12 protein-coding genes and 1 pseudogene are annotated in these 17979 nt (G+C 48.3%); 3 read left to right on the top strand and 10 right to left on the bottom strand.

Translation table 11 applies throughout. The features are described from left to right. Positions 1–11: 11 nt before the first annotated feature. The 9 genes and pseudogenes from AC0YN7_RS00580 to AC0YN7_RS00540 all read right to left on the bottom strand — a co-directional run bounded on the left by AC0YN7_RS00580 (position 12) and on the right by AC0YN7_RS00540 (position 10904). Complete coding sequence (locus tag AC0YN7_RS00580) at positions 12–1457, bottom strand: CoA-acylating methylmalonate-semialdehyde dehydrogenase (RefSeq protein WP_475808002.1); 1446 nt, start codon at positions 1455–1457, stop codon at positions 12–14. 53 nt (positions 1458–1510) lie between these two features. Beyond that, on the bottom strand, positions 1511–2521 hold the full coding sequence (gene iolC / locus AC0YN7_RS00575; RefSeq protein WP_475808001.1) for a 5-dehydro-2-deoxygluconokinase: 1011 nt from the start codon (positions 2519–2521) through the stop codon (positions 1511–1513). Position 2522: 1 nt separating this feature from the next. Beyond that, the gene (gene iolE / locus AC0YN7_RS00570; RefSeq protein WP_475808000.1) at positions 2523–3434 is read right to left on the bottom strand and encodes a myo-inosose-2 dehydratase; all 912 of its coding nucleotides are present in this window, start codon (positions 3432–3434) and stop codon (positions 2523–2525) included. 12 nt (positions 3435–3446) lie between these two features. Then, entirely contained in the window at positions 3447–5312 is a 1866-nt protein-coding gene (gene iolD / locus AC0YN7_RS00565) for a 3D-(3,5/4)-trihydroxycyclohexane-1,2-dione acylhydrolase (decyclizing) (protein ID WP_475807999.1), read from the bottom strand. Positions 5313–5481: 169 nt separating this feature from the next. Next, the gene (locus AC0YN7_RS00560) at positions 5482–5664 is read right to left on the bottom strand and encodes a hypothetical protein (protein ID WP_475807998.1); all 183 of its coding nucleotides are present in this window, start codon (positions 5662–5664) and stop codon (positions 5482–5484) included. A 147-nt stretch (positions 5665–5811) separates the two neighbouring features. Further along, the gene (locus AC0YN7_RS00555) at positions 5812–7926 is read right to left on the bottom strand and encodes a DUF5054 domain-containing protein (RefSeq protein WP_475807997.1); all 2115 of its coding nucleotides are present in this window, start codon (positions 7924–7926) and stop codon (positions 5812–5814) included. A gap of 110 nt (positions 7927–8036) precedes the next feature. Then, positions 8037–8261 carry a glycoside hydrolase family 95-like protein gene (locus AC0YN7_RS00550; RefSeq protein WP_475807996.1) on the bottom strand — a complete coding sequence of 75 codons (225 nt, stop codon included), beginning with the start codon at positions 8259–8261 and terminating at the stop codon, positions 8037–8039. 10 nt (positions 8262–8271) lie between these two features. Next, positions 8272–8646 (bottom strand): annotated as a pseudogene (locus AC0YN7_RS00545) (glycosyl hydrolase family 95 catalytic domain-containing protein). A 29-nt stretch (positions 8647–8675) separates the two neighbouring features. Beyond that, complete coding sequence (locus AC0YN7_RS00540; RefSeq protein WP_475807995.1) at positions 8676–10904, bottom strand: helix-turn-helix domain-containing protein; 2229 nt, start codon at positions 10902–10904, stop codon at positions 8676–8678. Positions 10905–11240: 336 nt separating this feature from the next. Here AC0YN7_RS00540 and AC0YN7_RS00535 point away from each other — a divergent pair, with 336 nt between their 5' ends. From AC0YN7_RS00535 to AC0YN7_RS00525, 3 genes are read left to right on the top strand one after another with little or no spacing between them, the layout of a single operon-like run. Beyond that, complete coding sequence (locus AC0YN7_RS00535) at positions 11241–12122, top strand: ABC transporter permease (protein ID WP_475808470.1); 882 nt, start codon at positions 11241–11243, stop codon at positions 12120–12122. A gap of 12 nt (positions 12123–12134) precedes the next feature. Beyond that, positions 12135–13016: a carbohydrate ABC transporter permease gene (locus AC0YN7_RS00530; RefSeq protein WP_475807994.1), complete on the top strand. Its 882-nt coding sequence runs from the start codon at positions 12135–12137 to the stop codon at positions 13014–13016. A gap of 25 nt (positions 13017–13041) precedes the next feature. Then, on the top strand, positions 13042–14676 hold the full coding sequence (locus AC0YN7_RS00525; RefSeq protein ID WP_475807993.1) for a type 2 periplasmic-binding domain-containing protein: 1635 nt from the start codon (positions 13042–13044) through the stop codon (positions 14674–14676). A 601-nt stretch (positions 14677–15277) separates the two neighbouring features. Here AC0YN7_RS00525 and AC0YN7_RS00520 read toward each other — a convergent pair. After that, entirely contained in the window at positions 15278–17974 is a 2697-nt protein-coding gene (locus AC0YN7_RS00520) for a glycoside hydrolase family 38 N-terminal domain-containing protein (RefSeq protein ID WP_475807992.1), read from the bottom strand. Between the last annotated feature and the right edge of the window lie 5 nt (positions 17975–17979).

Raw genomic sequence — 17979 nt, 5'->3', positions numbered from 1 at the left:
TTATGCCGTGATTACCAGCGAGCGGTCACCATTTTTTTGCGGGTATAGAACTCTACGCCGTCCGTGCCGTTGGCATGAAGGTCGCCGTAGAACGATTTTTTCCAGCCTGAGAATGGGAAAAATGCCATTGGAGCTGGTACTCCTAGGTTAATCCCAAGCATGCCTGCGTCAATCGTCTCGCGGAACTGCCGCATGCTGCTGCCGTTGCTTGTGAACAAGCAAGCGCCGTTGGCGAATTCCGAACGGTTTGCGATCGCAATCGCCTCTTCCAGCGTTTCTGCTCTCATGACGGACAGGACAGGAGCGAAAATCTCATCTTTCCAAATTTTCATCTCGGAGCTAACTTGATCGAAAATCGTCGGTCCTACGAAATAGCCGGCGGATTGGGTGGCTGCATCTTTACGACCGTCACGCACGAGCAAGCCGCCTTCGGTTTCGCCTGACTCTATATAGCCGATCGTTCTTTCCTTATGCGGTGCGCGAATAACGGGACCGAGGAACGTTCCTTCTTCCAGTCCGTTTCCGATCGTAATGTTGTCCGCCGCTTCGGACAACCGGCGTACCAGATCATCGCCGACATCGCCTACTGCGATTACAACGGCACAAGCCATGCAGCGCTCGCCCGCAGAGCCAAATGCCGCGCTGACGATTTCTTTAACGGTAAGGTTAAGATCCGCGTCCGGCATGACGATGGAATGGTTTTTGGCGCCGGCAAGCGCTTGAACCCTTTTGCCGTAAGAAGTGCCCGTTTTGTACACATATTCGGCAACCGGCTGCGAGCCGACGAAGGAAATAGCCTGTACGTTCGGGTGCTTCAAAATGCCGTTAACCACGTCATGTGCGCCGTGGACAACATTGAGCACGCCCGCAGGCAATCCGGCCTCATGGAACAGCTCTGCAAGGCGGTTAGCCAGCAGCGGCGTACGCTCTGATGGCTTCAGGACGAATGTGTTACCGCAAGCAATCGCGAGCGGGAACATCCAGCAAGGAACCATCATCGGGAAGTTGAATGGCGAGATGCCTCCAACGACGCCGATCGGGTAACGGTACATCCCGGATTCCAAATTCGTTGCGATATCAGGCAGCTGCTTGCCCATCATGAGCGTCGGAGCCCCTGCAGCGAACTCGACGCATTCGATGCCGCGAAGCACTTCACCGTACGCTTCGGCATAGCTTTTGCCATTCTCTGTCGTAATGAGGCGCGCAAGCTCTTCCCAATGGTCAACGAGAAGCTGCTGGTATTTAAACAATACACGGGCACGTTTTGGAACCGGCGTCTTGCTCCAGCTCTCGAATGCATGTCTTGCCGTTTGAACGGCCGCGTCCACGTCAGCCTCGGATGAGAGCGGAACTTGCGCCAAAATTTCCTCGGTTGCAGGATTAAATACATTGTCGTACTTTTCGGCCGATGCCTCGACCCATTGTCCGCCAATCCAGTTTTTAAGCATAGTCGTCATATTATTCCCTCGTTTCTTCAAGTTGTAAGTTTGCAAGTCGATAACCCGAAAATCTAACTTGCGGTAATTTCACCACGATTGCAGCGTTCGATGTAATCCTTGACTTGCTCTACCGTTGGCATCGCATCCGAGCAGCTATGGCTGGAGATGACGATGCATGCCGCCGCGCTTCCGAATTCCATGCTTTTCTCAAGCGTCAAGCCCGACATAATTCCGTAAAGGAAGCCAGCTGCATAGGAATCGCCTGCCCCAAATGTTTTGACGACTTTTGCCGGGTATGATTTCGCACGATGCTCCAAACCGTCTGTCGTATAGGCAATCGAGCCTTCTTTGCCATGCTTGATAATGACGATTTTAGCGGAATGATTGAACCATTTGGAAGCGGTGAATCGATCGCTGTGTTCCACGTTTTGCTCGAACCGCTCCATGCTGTCAAACTCTTCACGCGTTCCAATGATGATGTCGCTTTTTTCTGCCGCTAAGTTGTAGTATACGGCTGTTTCTTCCGAAGAAGCCCAGGTATAAGGCCGGAAATCGATATCGAAAATAACGGTTGTGCCATGCTTGCGGGCATAATCCAACGCCAGAAGCACGGCCTCGCGTGATGGACTCGCCGCCAGCGCCGTACCGGAGACGAGCAGCGCTTTGCTGTCCGCGATGAGCGGCTCACTCACTTCCAGCGGACTCAGCAGCAAATCGGCAGCGTTGTCCCGGTACATGAGGATGCTGCATTCCGATGGACTTTTAATCTCAGTAAAAGCGAGGCCCGTTACAGCTCCTGTGTTGTCTGTCACGACATTGCTTGTATCGATGCCTTCATTATCGAGATAGTTCCGGATAAATCTGCCCATCTGGTCATTCGCAATTTTGCCGATAAATGCTGTCTTGTTGCCCAGTCGGCTCATTCCAATAGCAATATTTGCCGGTGAGCCGCCTACGTATTTCGTAAACGTCATCGTTTGCTCCATCGGACGGTTGGTTTCGTTCGCATTGAGATCGATGCAAAGACGGCCAATCGCCGTAAAGTCAAACTTCCTGTCGGCAGGGAACGATAGAATAGACAATTTACTCACTCTCCTTCTCGCCCATAAAGGAGCTGAGGTATTCGATAGCTCTGGCCGCATACTCGCGTGCCGGATGCTCGCTCGGATCCTGCTCGCCCTCCAGCAGCGCCCAGCCATCATATTTCCGTTCGAGAAGCTCCTTCAAGATCGGCCCAAAATCGATATTCCCGTCACCTGGAACGGTAAACACGCCGTTTCGGATGCAAGAGACAAAATCGACGCCTGATGCCTTCGCTTCTTCAAGCCGATTCACGCGCACATCCTTCAGATGAATATAGGCGACCCGGTCATAATGTTTGCGAAGCAGCTCCGCGGGATCTGCCCCACCGTACAACGCGTGGCCTGAATCAAATAGCAGGAACACGGCTTCCGGATCGGTCAAAGCCATCAACTTGTCGATTTCCTCCGGGCTCTCGACCGCCGTTCCGCCATGATGGTGATACGTCAGCTTCAACCCGTATTCAAGCGCAATTTTACCGGCGGCGTTCAAGCCTTCAGCCAGGCTCGCCCAGCCAGCTTCATCGAAACGGATTACCTCGGTTTCATTCGGCGTGCGGCGTGGATCAAAATGCAGTGATCCTCCAACCTCGCACGTACTGATGACCTTGCTTCCCATCTGCTGCAAAAACTCGGCATGCTTACGGAAAGCTTCCAGCTCCGCTTCCCGATAGGTGGGATCGGAGAACAGCACCGATTTCCATTGGGAGACGAGCTGGATATTCCGTTTCGAAAGCTCTTGCTTAAGCAGCTCGATATCAGTCGGAAACTTTCTGCCCATCTCCGTTCCCCTCAAGCCAAGCGCCTGAATGTCGTCCAAAATTTGCTCGTAAGTCGTATGCTCACCATGCTCCTTTACGTCTTCACCGACCCAATTGATTGGATGGATACCTAAGTGAAAAGGAAACAACGCCATCTATAATTCCTCCTAATAGGCTTTTGCCTGTGCCAGCTTTTTGTTCATTTCTTTATGCGCCGCAACGACCTTTGCACTCTCCGATACGGCTGGAACGCCAACGTTCCACCACGACTCGTAGCCGCCCGTATTCGTGCCGGCCAGAACGGGAATTTCGATCAGCGTCGTGCGCGTTTCCGCCTTCGCTTGCCTCAGCGCTTGGTGAAGCTCCTCCGCATTGGATGCTTTGTACGAAGCTAGGCCCAAGCTGCGGGCATGGGCCGCAAAGTCGATTGGCAATGGTTGGCCCGTATAACGGCCAGTCTCTGGCTCGCGGTAGCGGAATTCATTGCCGAAGCCGTCACTGCCTTGGCCGCGCTGCAGATTATGAATGCATTGATAACCATGGTTATCGAACAACAGCACCGTTAGCTTTCTTCCTTCCTGCAAGCTCGTCACCAGCTCGGAGTGAAGCATCAAATAGCTTCCGTCTCCCACGAGGGCGTAAACCTCCCGGTCCGGTTCCGCCAGCGCAGCGCCAAACGCGCCGCTCACTTCGTATCCCATGCAGGAGAAACCATACTCCATGTGATAGCCGCCCGGCGAGCCAACCCGCCACAAGCGTTGAAGGTCGCCCGGCAGGCTGCCAGCTGCGCAGACGATTACGGCATCTTCATCAATGGTTTTATTGATAACGCCGAGCGCCTGCGTTTGCGCAAAGCCATCTTCCAGCTCCATCGTATACAACCGGTCAATTTCGGCATTCCATTCTGCATTGACATCAGCAATCTCGCCGTCTGTATAGTCAGATACATAACCAGCTTCTGCAAGTCCTTCTGCTAACAGGCGGATCGTTTCCTTCGCATCCCCCGCAAGTGCCAAGCCTTCAAGCTTTGCCGCATCCATACGGTTGATATTAATATTCAAAAATTGGACATCCTGATGAGGGAAGGCTGATTTGGAGGACGTTGTAAAGTCAGAATACCGCGTTCCGATTCCAATGATCAGGTCTGCTTCTTTAGCTAGCTTGTTTGCAGCCAATCCCCCGGTTACGCCAATGCCTCCGACGTTTAACGGATGATTCCAAGGCAAGGAGCCTTTGCCCGCTTGCGTCTCGGCGACTGGAATACCAAATTTTTCAGCGAATGCGGCAAGTGCCTCCGTCGCGAAGGAATACTGCACGCCTCCACCCGCTACAATAAGCGGTTTGCGTTTTGAGGCGACGAGTTCAACCGCGCGTTTCACCGCGTCTGTCGATGGTAGCTGACGATCCACGACATGTACCCGTTTCTCAAAGAAAGATGCCGGATAATCGTATGCTTCCGCCTGAACATCCTGTGGCAAAGCCAGCGTAACCGTTCCGGTATCCGCCGGATCCGTCAATACCCGCATTGCTTGAAGGGCTGCGCTCATCAATTGCTCAGGACGCACGATACGATCCCAATATTTGCTCACCGGCTTGAAGCAATCTGTTGCCGATATGGTGTAGTCATGTCCGGCTTCCAATTGCTGCAGCACCGGATCGGGCTGCCTCGATGCAAAGTTGTCTCCTGGAAGGAGCAGCAGCGGAATGCGGTTAACCGTCGCCGTTCCAGCCGCGGTTACCATATTCAGAGCGCCGGGACCGATTGAAGTCGTGCAGGCGTAAATGCTTGTGCGGTTCAATTGCTTGGCATAAGCGGTTGCCGCATGCGCCATTCCTTGTTCGTTTTTGCCTTGGACGAAAACCAGGTTACCCGGGCTGCGTTCCAACGCTTCGCCGATACCCGTCACGTTCCCGTGGCCAAAAATGCCCATAACCCCAGCTACGAACTTCGTTTCTACTCCGTCAATGGAAATGTACTGCTGATCGAGAAATTTCAATAAGGCCTGTGCCATTGTTAAGCGGATTGTGCTCATAGTATCCTCCTCGACTATTAAGTTAAGCGCTTTTTATATTAACGCTTTCAAATTAACCAGAATCAACATTTTAATAACAGGTAAAGCGCTTAATCTATATATTACATATTGGCGCTTCATAAATCAATCACAAATTTAATGAAGAATTTTCTTACATCGATTTTCTGCCTCATTGTGATACTGTACTTCGTGTTTCACCGATTTTGTATATGGATCGTCTGGAACCGTTCAAGCCGATAAGTGTCGGTGTCACCGTATTGGAAGCGCCAGCGCCGTCTCCCTCATCCGATCGCATCATCCATCCAGTTCGATACCTCCCGCATCCCTCAAATGCGGTTCTGAAAAGATGCAATGATCACATCCCGTTAAAGCAAAAAAAAAGCTGACGCCGTTAGAATTACGGCGCCAACTTGCAGCATATCGTTTTTCAATTGTCTACACTCTAGGGTTTGGATCAGGGTTCACGTTTTTTTTTAAAAAATTGCATGTCGTTGTCTTCTTATTTGCGATTCGATGCCAACCGAAGCTGGAAGCGGAACTTTGCGTCATCCCCATGCCACATTGGGAAATTGGTTCCCCAAATATTGTTATGCAGATTGAATTGCCATCCCGAATCCAGTGACACGAAGGAGTTGTCGAATTGCAGCAGCCTGTGTTGACCTGGAGCGGCAAGCGCGGAATCAAGAGGCGAAATCAGAGCCGAGCCATCTGTGCCTTCATAGGCAACGCCGTTGTTCAAGGCATGCAGATTGCGGTTGCCGTCCTTAACGACCCGCAAAGGCGAGATCGCGTGCCCCAGCTTGTCCATCGTCCACAAATTCGGGTTATCCAGCTTCAACGCGCAGCCGAACCAGCTTGCTTCAGGCAGGCGGTTTGCGTCTTTGCCGAACCACTGCAAACATACGTCAATTTCTCCTGTCTGATGGAATGCATATTCAAGCTCCAGTTCTTTCGGCGCGCCGTACCGTTCATGCGCCTCTTCCGGCATCTGCAGCCGCAGCACGTATCGTTCGACGGATTCGCCTTCGATCCAGTACATATCGGTCACATGCGGATGGAACAGCTCATTGCTTGGAAGCGGCCTAACGAATTCAAAGCCGGGCTTGCTGAAATCTGCATCCGCCCATGGATGCGTCACCGGTAAATTTTGCATATAAGTTCGGAAATAACGTCCGTAATCGTCCGTGCCAAAATTTTCATACGCGTAAACGCCAAACGGATGATCCTCATCGATCCATTCCTTGCCGTTGCCGTCCGTTAAACGGATTAACGCCCCATTTTCTCCGAACGCCAGCTCATAGCCGCCGCTGCGATACGTTTGGCGAATGTTGCGCGGCTCATAACCGGATACATCCGTTCTCACAGGAGCCAACTGTGCAAGTGCGCGCAGCGCTTCCTCCTGTTTGTCCTTCTCCAGATATGAGACGGCCTGATCGACATATTGCCGCTGCTCCTTCCAAGAGCTCTCGATCATCGAATAAGAGCGGACGCTCTGCTCTGCTGCGAACAGATCGCTGGAATGGCTGTCGAATTCATCCATGGCAAATGCGCCGATATAAGCGAATTTCGCAGGGATGTCTTCAAGGTCCACGACGTCTATGATCCGTGCCTTGTTGAAATCTGTTTTCGAGTAATTTCGGAAATCGGGAAGCCATTTCTTTACATCTAGTCCCCACGTATGCTCGGCAACGAGCATCAGCGCCTTACTCATCTCTTTATATTCCGGATCGGATTCGTTCATCCGACCCTGCGCCAGCCATTCCTTCCGCAGGCGAAGCAGCTCACGGTACCGCGCAAGCTTGAGCGGATCCGTACCCGTTCCGTGAATCCAAGTATCGCCCAGCTCTTCGTGAACGACCGGCAAGCTGCCGCTTACCGTAAGCAGACGTTCGGCAAATGCGTCCATCGTCGAAGCGACAACTTCAGCCCCTGGATACTGCTTGCGGAACTGCTCGAACTGCTCGCGAATCTCTGTCGTGCTCGGCGGACCACAGTTGTCTCCAGTATGCGCGAACACCAGCACATCGCTTAAATCGTCTAGCTCCAGCGCTTCCCCATAAGTGCCCGCATAGTTGACGATAATTTCCGAGCCTTCATCCGCTTGCCAGCGGAACAACCGAGGCACGTCAGGACGCCTCGAAGCCGGATTGACACCTAAGTGTAAATAGCGTAAGCCGGCTTGCTGCATATAAGGAACCATGCCAAGCGTATGCCCCGGCACGTCGGTCATTTTCGCGGCTATCGTCTTTTTGCCAAATCGTTCGTCCAGCTCTTGGCTTAGTGAAATTCCGAATTTCAATAGCTCGGGGTCCATAAGCTCGGTGTGCGTCGTAAACGGCAAACCGTGCCAAGCAATATAACCTTTGGCGATCGCGTTTTCCATCCGTTGTTTTCCCTCTGGGGAAGCCGCTTCGAGATAATGGTGAATCAACCACGAGCCCGTCGTCCACAGAAACCGTTCGCTTCCGCCTTCTGCCTCCAGCTTTTCCGAAAGCTCAATAGCTTTCGGAATGTATTCCTCCATATACTGCTTAATGACGTTTTCAGCCAAATGTGTGAAACCGATATCCAGATGCGTTTTAAAAATAACATGTACTTTTTTGATCTTTGCCATCTTTTTTGTCTACCTCCAATAATCCTGGTGTCTTTGCTCAGCGAAACGCCGTCAACTTTTATTAAACCGGTTTAATAAAAGTTCGCAAAAGCCCCTTACCTGAACTCAGGCTACCGGGTTTCGCGGGCTTTGTACGTTTGTCCAGCCTTCGTTGCGAACTGTAATACGCCATCAGCTTTCAACTCTCCCTTAATCTCGGAGCCGTTCTGTGAAGCGACTAAAGCTGCTGTGGATGCCAAGGCGCATTCTTCGCCGAGAAGCGATACGATCTCAGCTTCCTCCAGCCTACCGTAACGCCAGCGAATATAAACCTCGAATCCGCCCCTGGCACGCAATCCCTCAATTTCACCTTCTTGCCATGGCTTCGATGCAATCCGTGAACAAATCCCAAATCAGAAACATATCCATCGTGGAAGCCTTACTGATTCCGACCAACTGCTCGCCATAGCGAAGCTTATGCTCCGGTGAGGTGGACAGATTGGTAACGAGTCGGCCCTACTCGTCATCTTCAAGGAAATTCATACAGAACAAAACAGCTTCCTTCATCGTAGGATAAGCTTGTTTTCGTAAAAAAACAAGATCCCTGCCAAAAGAAAAGTGCTCCCAGAGATGCTGAGCGAGCCAAATGCCGCCTATCGGCCACATAACCCACATTGCATCGCCTTCGCCCCAACCGCCTGCCGGCGCGGTGTGTCCCCAAATATCGGTATTGTGATGCACTACCCGACCGCACGATTCATCTACCAAATTTAACCCGTCTGGCAGCGCCGGAACTCTCCGGGCGTTTCTCCGGTTATTTTCTTGAACATCCTTATGAACGAGGTGCCGTTGCGGTAGCCGATTTGTTCCCCGATGTTCTGAATGCTGAGGCTGGAGCCGACTAGCAACTCCTTTGCCTTCTGAATCCGCATCCGATTCATATGCTCGCTGAAATTCGCCCCCGTCTTCTCTTTTATGTATACAGACAAGTAAGCACTGGACATGTCCAGTTTCTCCGCGATCAGATCTAGTGAAATGTCATCCGAATATTGTGACTCCATGGTTTTCATCACAAATTCGATCACTTCGTCATTCTCCTCCTTCTTCACGCGCACCCAATCTGCATATATAGGAACAAGTGTGTCAAAGCATTGCTTAAACTCCGTCAAGGTAAAACTGATATCCAATTCCTTCCGCAGTCTCACGGCCTGGTTTCTTACTGCGTTATCCGCTTCATTTTGCTCCAATGTTTTCACGATACGGGAAGCCAATGCCTCACTGAATTGGCGAAACTGGGCCAATGTCGCCTGGCTCCGCTCCATCGCTTCAAACATACGATGTACAACATGGAGGCACATTTTTTCATTGCCAGCTTGAAGATGGGCGTATAATTCCTGCTCCTGTTCCGTGGTAAAAACATATAAGAATGCAGCGGGCTCCTGCTTTACGATAATTTGTGTTTCATCCAGCGGACGGGCCTGCTTAATCATTCCTGACACCTGCTCATAGGCCGTGTTCAGCTCGGCGCTCTGTTCGAAAACAGAGCTGACTGCCATCATTATCAGACAGGTTTGACGGTCTTTATCCAGTGTTTCCTTGACCTGCTGAAGTGCTTCCGTCATCCGGTCCGTTTTATCCTGCCGGAAAACGATGGAGATGATCTGATCGTTCTCGATCTGGAACGTATAGGCATTCAACTCATACTCGGAGAGGACGATTTCAATGTATTCCCCGATATAACGTTTGATATTCTCGCTTAGCCTTTCCATACTTCTTGCATTCAGCTGAAACAGAACCAGAGAGAAGGGTCCCTCCGCCTGGACAAATTCGCGCCACTCCGAGATGCCTACATGAAGAGATTTCAGCTTAGCAATATAACCGTAATTGGTCAGTAGCGAGTTACTACTCTTTAGCTCGTTATGAATCCTTGTCCGTTCTTCCGACAGCTTATCAATGTGATTGCTGATCGTTTCAAACTCATGAATGGCGGATTCCATCCGCAGATGTGGTCCTTCCGGATGCTGTAGGGAGGCGATAATACGTTTCACCGGTGACTGAAGACGACGGCTGAACCAGTAAGACATACCCAGAGCGATTGCTATGGAAATAAACAAAACGACGATCTGAGTAACCCTAAGCTTGGAGATTTGTGCTGCGATGTTAGCATAAGGAACAGCTGTCACGTAACGAAGGTGATTTTCCGAGTCCTCATGGATAAAGAAATATCGGTTTTGGAATAGTTTGTACGATTCGCCTGTAGCGAAGACGGGAATTTCTTCTATGGACGCAGAGGAATTTGAACGGTAGAGACTCTCTCCTTCCTCGGTTTGAATGATAAAAGGTACATCGCCCAGCAGTGTCTGGTTCAGCTTGTCTGCGTCCAGCATAGCGATTAATTCGTAATTCGCATTGGGCAGCTTAAAGGAGAATGGAATGTAAGTTTTGGTCTCCTTACTAAAGTGATCGAGCGGGTAATCCTGCGCTGGATGCATGTAATAGTTCCTTGGACGCTCAAATTCCTTCTCCCAATAAGACAGGTCGTAAGGCGCATGAAAGTTCGTTAGGGAATCCAGTGCGACTTCCGTGCTGCTACCTTCCTTGTCCGCCATAAACAGATTTGAGCGGTACAGCACCATGAGATTATCTAAGTAAAATAACGGATTACCGGCAGTTTCCCTCAGCTTTCGCACCATATCGACTACCAGTAGATAATTGGCGTTTCCGTTTTCGTTGGAAATCAACTGCCCATTAAATTTGGTAATCGTATTGTCGTGATACATCTGGAACAGTACGGTTCTCAGACGGTTAAAATGACTGTTGTAATGCTCCGCAGCCTGATTCAGCATACGCTCATTGGAATGAATGATCTCCTGCTTGATATTCTGTTGAAAAAAAGAAAATAATACAAAATTAAAGACGGATAACAGCATAATGATGGTCAAAAAGCTGATAAATATTCGGACGAGAAACGATTTGCTCTTCTGATTCAAGAGTTCCATGATGCCCCTCCCTATCCTCTAAATCTCCTATACTCATGCTAGCAGGTCGTAAAAGTAACAATCAATACATTTACAAAACCTTATCATCCTCTGGTAAAACCTCATCATGACCATGTACCGTAAGGACTTAGCCCATTTCTCCCACTGTGGAAATCAAAGAAATTGTCTATTGTCTAAAAAAAAGTCAATTTCTTTTCTACCGGTCACCAACTATGATCATCCTTGAAAACGGAAGAAAGGAGGTGTAACTTCTTGGAGCAAATCGTACCGGGTGGCAAGACGTATCCGAAAAAAAAGCTTAGCGGACAGCGTTGGAGAAATCGCTGGAAGGGAATTATGCGGAACTGGGATTTATATGTGCTAATCTTTCCGGTGATTGTCTTCTTCATCCTATTTGAATATGTGCCCATGTACGGATTACAGATTGCTTTCAAACAGTTTTTCGTGACCAAAGGAATTTGGGGGAGCCCGTGGATCGGCTTCGATCATTTCACGCGCTTTTTTGAAAGCTTCTATTTTTGGAGAATTCTTAAAAATACCTTGTCCATCGGGGTTTATCAGATGGCCGCAGGATTCACTGTACCTATATTATTGGCGCTGATGGTAAATGAGATCGGGCGGAAAAAATGCCAGAAATGGATTCAAACCATCCTGTATGCCCCTCATTTCCTCTCTACCGTAATCGTAGTTGGGTTAATGATGATCTTCCTTTCGCAGGAAAATGGTCTCGTCAATCATGTTCTTGTTTGGATGGGCTTTAAACCGATTGCCTTTCTGACAAATCCGGGCTGGTTCAAAAGCATGTACGTTACTTCCGGCGTATGGCAGCAAATGGGCTGGAATTCCATCATCTATATCGCTGCCTTGGCCGGCATCGATCCTCATCTGCACGAATCCGCTCAAATGGATGGTGCAGGCAGGCTTCGGCGTATCTGGCATATTAATTTGCCGGGTCTGAGGCCAACCATCATTATTTTACTGATTCTGAATATGGGGACGGTGCTTGGCGTCGGATTCGAGAAAATTTATTTGCTGCAAAACTCGCTGAATATGCAGGCTTCCGACGTGATTTCCACGCATGTATACCGCAGCGGGATTCTCGGAGCGGAATATGGTTTCTCTGCGGCAGTCGGCCTGTTTAACTCGTTGATAAATTTCGTGATGCTGGTTGTGGTTAATGCCATCGCCCGCAAAGTTAGCGAGACCAGCCTATGGTAAGGGAGACAATCGATGAATCAAAACTTGATGGACCGAATTATTATCATTTTGGTATATACCCTCTTAATCATTGTAATGCTGATGGTGCTGTACCCTTTGTATTTTGTGCTGATTGCCTCCTTCAGCAGCCCACAACTGGTACTGAACGGAGACGTCTGGCTTTGGCCAAAGGAACTATCCTGGAGGGGCTATGAGAAGCTGTTTCAGAATAAGGAGATCATGCAGGGCTACGGTAATACGATTCTGTATACGGTGAGCGGAACGGCCATCAATGTTGCGCTTACTGTAGCAGCTGCTTTTCCTCTGTCACGGCGGAATTTCTTGGGCAGACATTGGATCTCAGGCTTCATGGTGTTTACAATGTTCTTCAGCGGCGGACTGATCCCGACCTATCTGTTAATCAAACAGCTCGAGTTGTTGAATACCTACTGGGTCATGGTTCTTCCAGGCGCAGTTTCCGTATGGAACATTATGCTGATGCGGACCTTTTTTCAAAGCGGGCTGCCCTTTGAACTGCAGGAGGCTGCTGCCATCGACGGCTGCTCGAATCTAAAAATTTTATGGAGAATTGTGCTTCCTCTATCAGCGCCCATCTTGGCCGTTATGGTACTTTTTTATAGTGTGGGGCACTGGAATGCTTACTTCAATGCGCTGATCTATTTGTCGGATCGGGATAAGTACCCGCTGCAGCTCATTTTAAGGGAGATTCTGGTACAGGGGGAAACCAAGGATATGGTTGACGTATCTGAAGGGTCTCTGTCCAGTTCCGTGCTCGACGTGGAATCCATCAAGTACGCTATTGTAATTGTAGCGAATCTGCCCATTCTCATTTTATACCCGTTCCTGCAAAAATATTTTAACAAAGGCGTGATGGTCGGCGCCCTCAAAGGATAAAAATTATAATGGAGGTCTATTTATTATGAAAACAATCAAAATGACAGCCTTGGCGCTGTCCGTCGTACTTACGCTTGGAGTGATGAGCGGCTGCGGAGACACGGAAGACAAAGGAAACACCGCCAAATCGGATGAAAAAGCATCGCAGAATTTTAATTCCACCGGTTTTCCTATTGTCAATGAGACGATTAAGCTCACATTGTTTACGGGTAAATCACCGCAAAACGGCAACAAATTCGAGGATACGACAGTTTGGAAAGAGTATGCCAAAATGTCCAACATTGATGCAGAATTCCAGCTGGTTCCTTTTGAAAGTCTTACCGAGAAACGAAATCTGGCGCTGGCAAGCGGAGATTATCCCGATGCCTTCTATTCAGCGAGGGTGCCTGTCGCGGACCTGATGAAGTATGGCAGCCAAGGCGTCTTCATCAAGCTGAATGATCTGATCGAGAAGAATGCCCCTAACTTTAAGAAGCTTTTGGACAAGTATCCTGATCTCAAAAATGGATTGACGATGCCGGACGGCGGCATCTACTCCCTTCCTTCCATATATAGTCCCGAATATTTGCCTATGCTGATCGGCACGCCGCTATGGATCAACAAGAACTGGCTTGATAAGCTTAATATGAAAGAACCTGAAACCACACAGGAATTTTACAATTATTTGAAGGCTGTAAAAGATTCGGACATGAACGGCAACGGTCAGAAGGATGAGGTCCCGTTAAGCGGTATGTCCGGCATTCAAACGATACAACGCTACATCGGCGGTGGCTGGGGATTCGGCAACAGGGGAGCCGTCGCCCATCAGTACGTGGACATGGATCCGTCTTCCAACAATCTGAGGTTCTACCGGACCGATCCCAAGTATAAAGAAGTGCTGCAGTATATGAACAAACTATATTCGGAGGGACTAATTGATAAAGAGATATTCACGTTGAAGGATACGGCGCTTTATGCCAAAGGTGAGAAAGGTCTGCTGGGAGCGGCATTCGTCCCTCATCCCCAAGCGGTCATGAACCAGAAGGGCTATGTAGGACTTGGTGCGCTTAAAGGTCCTCACGGGGATCAGTTATTTGTATCTGTGAAAAATCCTATCGCATGGCCAGGGGCCTTCGTCATTACGGATAAAAACAAAAATCCGGAAGCTACACTCCGCTGGATGGATTATTTCTATGGAGATGAAGGGGCTACCTTCTACTTTATGGGACAAAAGGATGTCACCTATACGCAAAAGCCAGACGGTAAGCTGGAGTTTACAGACGAAGTCAAAAATAATCCAAACGGACTGACCCTAGATCAGGCGGTAGCCAAATTCACAACATGGCCTGGAGGCAGTTATCCGGGATATGTACAGGAGAAATATTTCAAAGGCTCTGAAAGCCTGCCGGAATCAGTCGATGCGGGTAAGAAAGCGTCCAAAAACCTCATTGAAGAGCTGTGGTACAGCTTTAACTTTACGGAAGCTGAAACGGCATTTATGAGCTCCAAGGGTGCCGACATTCATAAGTTCATCACCGAGACCGAGGCCAACCTTATCAACGGCACAGCCTCCTTCGACGACTGGGACAAGTATGTGGCAAATGTACAAAAAATGGGATTAGACCAATACTTATCAATCTACAAAGCAGCATACGAAAGATATTCCGGTGGTACTCGTTAGAGGAAGCCGATCTGGAAGAGATTAAGAACAATCGGGGCACCCTGCGCATTCGTTCCCGCCAGAGGTGCCCCGATACATTTCCCCACTGGATCTGCTTTATATAAATACTTCCATTGATCTTTGACTTTGATGTAAGTTTCGTCCGTTCTGTACTAATCATTTGTGGGTTTTAAATAGGGGCGGATTCATTTGTCTATTTAGGGTCCAAATTCATGACCACATATCATGATCGTCGTATCAGATACGTTGTCATGAATTAGAGATTTGCATGAGACCTATCGTGCCGATGGAGATCAAATCCTCTAGATCTTCACCTGTGTTAGAGATTGGTTAGAATCAAGTATGCTGATGCTGGAAGAATTCTTCTTAAATAAGGGATTATTCATACAAAGCTCTTCGTTGATTCAACAAGTAGATTGGCAGAATCGTTAATAGCAATACAATAACTAAATTTTGAAATATAGTAATCATCGGTCGGGGAACAGCCATACTGATGTCACCATCCTCTCTCTTCTATATAAAATACTTATAGTGCCTTTTTAATACACAAAACAAGTCTATGATAGCATAGACTTGTTTTGTATATTTTCTATAATCAAAGCTAGCAATTACTTGATATCAACCTAGCTTTAATCGTATCAATCTTCTTCACACAGACATCCAATTGAATACGATTCTCCAGAAACTCAACTGGACATATGAATTGTTCCAACAAATCTGTCTTCGAGCATTCAGCAAGTGTCCTTGGGAATTGAATCTCCATCGGTTCTCTATCTTTCTCCGCATTATAGCAGCGAACAACGATCCCATCCCGCTCCTCTGCACCTTTAACCGCGGATACAATGACACTTCCACTAATGCTCATAACCTTATTGGTCATCGCTAACAGAGGCTTGTGCGCATTAGGATCAGCACGTGTAAATTGGGATTTTATACCGGTGTCCTGAACCCACGGACGACCTGTAGACCACTTCAGCTCATCGATCGGCATCGTTCTCTGCTTCAACCCTTGATGAAACAGCTCAGCCTCTAAGTACAACTGAGTTGCGGGTTCGTCCCCGAACGGACGTATCGCTAACTCAAAGTCATTCTTCCCTAAGCATTGGCCCTTTATCTGATTATCGATATCTAATGGTATATCAGCAAAATGAATAGACCCAACACCTCGAATAAGAGTGATCGCCAATTCTTTACCTCCAGCTGCCATCTCATACTCATGCAAGCCAGGGGCGTAACACGCAATACCCTTGCTTCTTAGATCCGCAGCGATTAGCTTCCAGAACGGATGAATGTACGTATTGCGTGGCCATTGCTCGTCCATTCCTGGGATTCGACGTACAATATCATATTGTCCGCCTGCTACACTTTCCTGCATTGCCTCTGGCAGCGGCAGCACATAACGAATACGATGATTGGTTACTTGATTATCGATCTGCGAGCGAATTTTCAGCTGCTTGGACAGCTTCTCCAAACGAAATTGGACTCTAAACGTACAAGCCTTAAGCTCATTTTTTCTCGTTCTTGAACTCATATCCAGCTCTGCCGGCAGTTCCCATGTGAAGTGGTAACTGAGTTCTTCGTAAAGTTCATTAGACAGGACGGGAGAATACTCGACCGTTCCCTTAAACCTCTGGGCTTCACCGGCAGCTCTGAACACATAGAGGTTCCCTTGGTCCCCTTGTTCTTCCCAGCGGCCGAGCTGCTCATATTGATGACCGTTCACTTTATCGGTTATATCGAATGTGCCATCACTCGCAAATTGTACCCGAATATAATCATTTTCCAACACATTCGAGGCTTTCTCTTGCTCATGAATGACGATTCCAGCATGTTGTGGCCGAACTGCATACGTGCTGTATCCTAACGCAGGTACCTTTGGCTGCCATTCAATCACGTATTTTCTGCAATCTATACCGAGCGGCAAGTTAATCGGGCTAAGGCTACGAATTCGACTATCCCGCTGCTCAACGATACGATAAGGCATCGACTTGCCCGTATGATCTTCAATCACGAACTGCTGAACGTCATCATCCGCTAAGAAATAAAGCTCGGTCAGCACTACTTCTTCGGTCTGCAGCTGTGAGGTGTTGGCAAGGAAGATCTTCTGATCATTTATTCCAAGATTACTTTTATCCACTTGATGAGCTAAAACATCAAGCTTCTTCTCCAGCATTGCTTCTCCTGCCTCCTGAATGGAAGCATAGCGGTCCATCATATGTTCGTGAACATCGTCATTGCTACACCCGCATATGCTGTCATGCGGGTGATTTTTCATAAACATCTTCCATAAATATTGCATGTAATCGTGATCATATGGATCAAGATCTAACATCTCGCACCAACTAGAGATTGGCTCCAGCCATTTTTCAAGCAAATCATGACACCTTGCATCTGCCTGCTTAATGTACAGTCTGCTTGATAATGTGCTCGCTAATACGGATTGATCATTGCCTTCACGCAGCTCATGCTCAATGAGCGGATACGAGTCAGGAGCTTGCAGCATCTGCTCCCTGACAATCTTCGTATATTGCGGCAGTGTACTATGTTCAATCAAATATTGATCCCCATAATGCTGTCTTAGCTTAGCAAGTGCTTCGGATAAATTTTCTTGGGCCTCTAGATGATCAACACCATTCATGAGTAGATGATGAGGCAGCTTATTCAAGAGAAGCTCCTTGTTTTTCACCATCTCAAACGTCTTCACCAGATCATCTATTTCAACAGGCAAACGTTGGGCATTGTTGTACCAATTCGGCATAAATACACCTACTACTTCCGAACCGTCCGATGCTTTCCAGAACAATTGCGGACTACCATGTATCTGAATATCATAGCCTCTGCCGAACACTACATTATCTATGCCCACTCCTTGCATAATCTGAGGCATCTGGCCGAAAATCCCAAAATGGTCAGGGAAGTAGCCATTCTTCATCTCTCCCCCTAGCATGCGTGAATGACGAATACCAGTCATCAAATTGCGAACGGTAGACTCTCCACTCGTGAGAAACACATCATTTTGTACATACCAAGGTCCTGTCAAGATCCGCCCTTCGCGAATGAAGTTCTCCAACATCTCTTTCTTCTCAGGCCGAATCTCCAAGTAATCTTCTAAAATAATTGTTTGTGCATCCAAGTGAAAACAGTTGAATGAAGAATCATTCTTCAGCAACTCCAATAAATTATCTACTAACTGCACAAGCCGAAATCGAAATTGTTCAAACGTTAAGTACCATTCCCGATCCCAGTGAGTATGTGATATAACATGAAATACAGGTTGATCTTTCTGAACTCGCTGCATTTTCA

Source organism: Paenibacillus sp. J31R122 (genome assembly GCF_056269185.1).
This window is presented reverse-complemented; position numbering and strand designations above follow the sequence as displayed.

Bases quoted from the DNA above. Each gene is read 5' to 3' on its own strand.
- AC0YN7_RS00540 (WP_475807995.1), bottom strand. From the start codon at position 10,904: ATGGAACTCTTGAATCAGAAGAGCAAATCGTTTCTCGTCCGAATATTT.
- AC0YN7_RS00555 (WP_475807997.1), bottom strand. From the start codon at position 7,926: ATGGCAAAGATCAAAAAAGTACATGTTATTTTTAAAACGCATCTGGAT.
- iolE (WP_475808000.1), bottom strand. From the start codon at position 3,434: ATGGCGTTGTTTCCTTTTCACTTAGGTATCCATCCAATCAATTGGGTC.
- AC0YN7_RS00535 (WP_475808470.1), top strand. From the start codon at position 11,241: ATGCGGAACTGGGATTTATATGTGCTAATCTTTCCGGTGATTGTCTTC.
- AC0YN7_RS00520 (WP_475807992.1), bottom strand. From the start codon at position 17,974: ATGCAGCGAGTTCAGAAAGATCAACCTGTATTTCATGTTATATCACAT.
- iolD (WP_475807999.1), bottom strand. From the start codon at position 5,312: ATGAGCACAATCCGCTTAACAATGGCACAGGCCTTATTGAAATTTCTC.
- AC0YN7_RS00525 (WP_475807993.1), top strand. From the start codon at position 13,042: ATGAAAACAATCAAAATGACAGCCTTGGCGCTGTCCGTCGTACTTACG.
- AC0YN7_RS00530 (WP_475807994.1), top strand. From the start codon at position 12,135: ATGAATCAAAACTTGATGGACCGAATTATTATCATTTTGGTATATACC.
- AC0YN7_RS00580 (WP_475808002.1), bottom strand. From the start codon at position 1,457: ATGACGACTATGCTTAAAAACTGGATTGGCGGACAATGGGTCGAGGCA.